We start from the raw sequence: 267 nt of genomic DNA, 5'->3' as shown, positions 1-267 counted from the left end.
GCTGAGCGGTAGCTCGCTCGGCTGGAAGGGTCGCCCCAGTTGGAACTCGCGAGTGCAGGCCATCTGCTCCTCAAGTAGCGACCAGATGGCCGGCCAATCCGGCGTCGCGCTAATTACCGGCAATATCGATTCCAGCTCTGTCAGCAGTGACTGGGTGTTCTCCTGGCCCGCCGTTACTGAATCGACAATGTTCTCGAAGGCGGCTGGGCATGTGGATGGTCCCTGCAAGAGCTTCTTCGCCTCAAAGTAGAAGAACTTACCGCCACC

General features: G+C 59.2%; 1 protein-coding gene. It reads right to left on the bottom strand.

Annotated features, from left to right (window positions below):
- The coding region (locus tag SB753_RS37820; protein WP_410805255.1) for a hypothetical protein at window positions 1-267 on the bottom strand (267 nt) is incomplete at both ends.

Source organism: Paraburkholderia sp. SIMBA_053 (assembly GCF_046534895.1).
Classification (GTDB): Bacteria; Pseudomonadota; Gammaproteobacteria; order Burkholderiales; family Burkholderiaceae; genus Paraburkholderia; species Paraburkholderia caledonica.
This window is presented reverse-complemented; position numbering and strand designations above follow the sequence as displayed.